Below are 3316 nucleotides of genomic sequence, written 5' to 3' on the forward strand. Positions count from 1 at the left end.
TGGAACTGGGACAATGAAATCACCGTCAAGGCCAGCTACGATCTCGACCTGTGGGACAAGGACCGCAGCGCGCTGGAATCGGCGCTCGATACCGTCCACGTCAGCGCTGCCGAAGCCCGCAGCGCCCAGCTGAACCTGGAAGTAGCGGTAGTGCGCGGCTACCTGCAGCTGGCGACCCAATACGCGCTGCGCGATATCGCCGTCACCACGCTGGCGCAGCAAACCTTGATCGCCAGCTTCGCCCAGCGCCGGCTGGCGGCAGGCCTCGGCACCCGGCTGGAAGTCAGCCAGGCCGAAACCGCGTTGCCGGACGCACGCGCCAACATCGAGAAAATCGATGAAAACATCGCCCTGCTGCGCAACCAGATTGCGGCCTTGAGCGGCAAAGGCCCCGGCAGCGGCGAGGCGATCCAGCGGCCGCAGCTGGCGGCCCGCCTGGTCGGCGCCGACAACAGCGCGCCGCTGGCCATCGGCTTGCCCGACAATGTGCCGGCGCACCTGGTCGGCCGCCGTCCGGACGTGATTGCGCAACGCTGGCGGGTGGAGGCGATGGACAAGAACATCGATGTCGCCAAGGCCGCGTTTTACCCTGACATCAATATCTCCGCCTTCGTCGGCCTGCAAGCGCTCGGCTTCACCAATTTCCTCAGCGCGTCGTCCGCGGTGCGCGGCGCCGGGCCGGCGATTTCGCTGCCGATTTTTGAAGGCGGCCGCCTGCGCGCCAACCTCGGCGCCCAGACCGCCGCCCTCGACGGCGCCATTGAAAGCTACAACAACACGCTGGTGCAAGCGCTGCAAAGCGTGGCCGACCAGATCATCAGGCTGAAATCGCAGCAACAGCAGCGCGCGCAGTCGGAACAGGCGCTGGCGCTGGCGAAGCAATCCTACGACCTGGCCATGCGCGGCTACCAGGCTGGCCTGACCGCTAATATCAATGTGATCCAGACCCAGCTGGTCCTGCTGCAGCAGCAGATACGGGTAGCGCAGATCCGCGCCAGCTACCTCGATAGCTGGGCGCAGCTGATGCAGGCGCTGGGCGGCGGCCTCGGCGACGACTTGCCGCAACCGGCCGATGCGGTCGCGGCGGAAAAATAAGCGACGCTGACCATGAACGACATCGCAAGCAGCCGCGAGAGCTGGCCGGACCATCTGAAACATGCCGCCGTCAGCTGGCTGGAAGGCCATGGCCAGGACCTGCTGTATGTCAGCAAGATCCTGCTGGCGACCCTGCTGGCGCTGGGCCTGTCGCTGCTGTTCGACCTGTCCAAGCCGGGCACCGCGATGGTCACCGTGATCATCGTGCTGCAGCCGCGCAGCGGCCTGGTGCTGGCCAAGGGGTTTTACCGTTTCATCGGCACCGCGGTCGGCGTCATCATGTCGATCATCCTGGCCGCCTCGTTTTCGCAGCAGCCGGTGCTGTTCCTGGCGGCGGGCGCCTGCTGGCTGGCGTTCTGCACCGCCGGCTCGACCATCTTCCGCAACTTCCAGTCGTATGCCTTCGTGCTGGCCGGCTACACCCTGGTCATTGTCGGCTTGCCGGCGGCGCTGCAGCCGGACCAGGCTTTCGACATCGCCATGACGCGCCTGAGCGAAGTGATGCTGGGCCTGCTGTGCGCCGGCGTGGTCAGCGACGTGCTGTTTCCCAAGCGCCTGTCCGACGTCCTGCTGCTGACGGTGCGCAAGCGCTTCGCCGATTTCAAGACGTTCATCGCCCTCGACGATCTCGCCGCCAGTGCGCGGCCGGCGCGCGAGCGGATGGTGCTGCGCTTTATCGGCGAAGTCATTACACTGGAAGCGCTACGCACCTCATCGGTGTTCGAAAGCGCAACCGGCCACCTGCAAAGCTTGCAGCTGCGCCAGCTGAACAACGCTTTCATGACCGCTTCCACCACCTTCCATTCGCTCGACCAGCTGTTCGGCCGCCTGCAAAACGGCGGCAAGCAAAGCACGCTGAAAGCCTTGCTGATGGAGTACCAGGCGATCGTGCGCGCCCTCTCCAGCCAAGACCGCACGCTGCTGGCGCAGGTGCGCAGCGCGCTGCCGCAGCGCCTGGCGGCCCTGCGCCGGGGCCTGGCGGCGGCCCACAACAGCGCCAGCGATAGCAGCCACATCCTCGATTTCGACTCTGCCACCGAGTTGCTGGCCAGGTTCGCCGATGAGTTGCAGGTCTATGCAAGAATCCATGCCGTCGTGATCCAGACCGAGATGCACATGCCGGACGATGTCCAGCTGCCCGCGCATTATGTGGCGCGCACCGACCCGACGCTGGTGGTGACCTCGGCATTGCGGGCGGCGATCGGTTTCGGCATATCGTCGCTGTTCTGGATCGAATCGGGCTGGGTGTCCGGCACCGATGCGGTGGTCATGGCGACTGTCGTCAGCGCGCTGTTCGCGGCGGCGCCCTCTCCCATCAAGATCGTGCGGCAATTCATGATCGGCGGCGCGCTGGGCGGATTTTTCGGTTTCCTGTCCGCTTATTACCTGCAATCGCAAGCCGAAAATTTCACCATGCTGTGCATCGCGCTGGCGCCGTTCATCCTGATCGGCGCCTGGCTCACCACCACCAAAAAGTATTCCGGCGTCGGCACCGGCATCCTGCTTTTCTTCTTTTCCTACGCCAGCATCGGCAGCAACTACCAGTTCGACATGCTGGCGCTGCTCAACGGCATGGCGGGCGGCCTGATCGGGGTCGCCGTCGCATCGGTCCTGTACCAGATCATCGATCCTTCCGACAGCCGCTGGATCAAGCGCCGCCTGGCCCGTGCCCTGCGGCGCCAGGTGGAGGAAGCCTGCAGCCGGCCGCTGGCGGGTCTGCTCGGACGTTTTGAAAGCGGCACCCGCGACCTGCTGTCGCGCTTTGCGATCACTCACTCGCTGGATAATCCGGATGACCGCGACATCATGACCTGGCTGCTGTCGGTGCTGGAAATCGGCCGCGCCGTCATCCAGCTGCGCCTGGAGATGCTGGCCGTCGCAGATCCGCAGGCACACGACAAGATCGAGCAATGCGTACGCAGCATCGCCTACCTGTTTGCCCGCCCCAGCCAAGTCCGCCTGCGCGCCGCGCTGGACGCCGTGCTGGCGGCGATCGCCGTCTGCGGCGAACTGCCGGCGGTGCTGGCCAACCTGCACCTGATGCGCGGCGCCATGCTGGAGCGTGTCACCGTGCTGACGCCGGCCGAAACCTCAACCAATACTTCGGAGACTTGACCATGCCGCGCGAAATCGCATTACTCGATGCGCTCATCCCGACCTTGCTGCTGGTGTTCATCGGCTGCCTGTTCCTGCAGATGGCGATCGACTGGATATTCACCCG

The 3316-nt window shown here is 65.1% G+C and carries 2 protein-coding genes; both read left to right on the top strand.

Annotated features, from left to right (window positions below; genetic code table 11):
• Nucleotides 1-1095: efflux transporter outer membrane subunit (locus JWQ61_RS01150; protein WP_304358894.1), on the top strand; the 1095-nt coding region annotated here is incomplete at its 5' end.
• Between the two features lie 12 nt (nt 1096-1107).
• Complete coding sequence (locus JWQ61_RS01155; RefSeq protein WP_304358895.1) at nt 1108-3210, top strand: FUSC family protein; 2103 nt, start codon at nt 1108-1110, stop codon at nt 3208-3210.
• Nucleotides 3211-3316: the final 106 nt, after the last annotated feature.

The sequence above is a fragment of the Collimonas fungivorans genome (assembly GCF_028292705.1).
Classification (GTDB): Bacteria; Pseudomonadota; Gammaproteobacteria; order Burkholderiales; family Burkholderiaceae_D; genus Collimonas; species Collimonas fungivorans_B.

Bases quoted from the DNA above. Each gene is read 5' to 3' on its own strand.
- JWQ61_RS01155 (WP_304358895.1), top strand. From the start codon at position 1,108: ATGAACGACATCGCAAGCAGCCGCGAGAGCTGGCCGGACCATCTGAAA.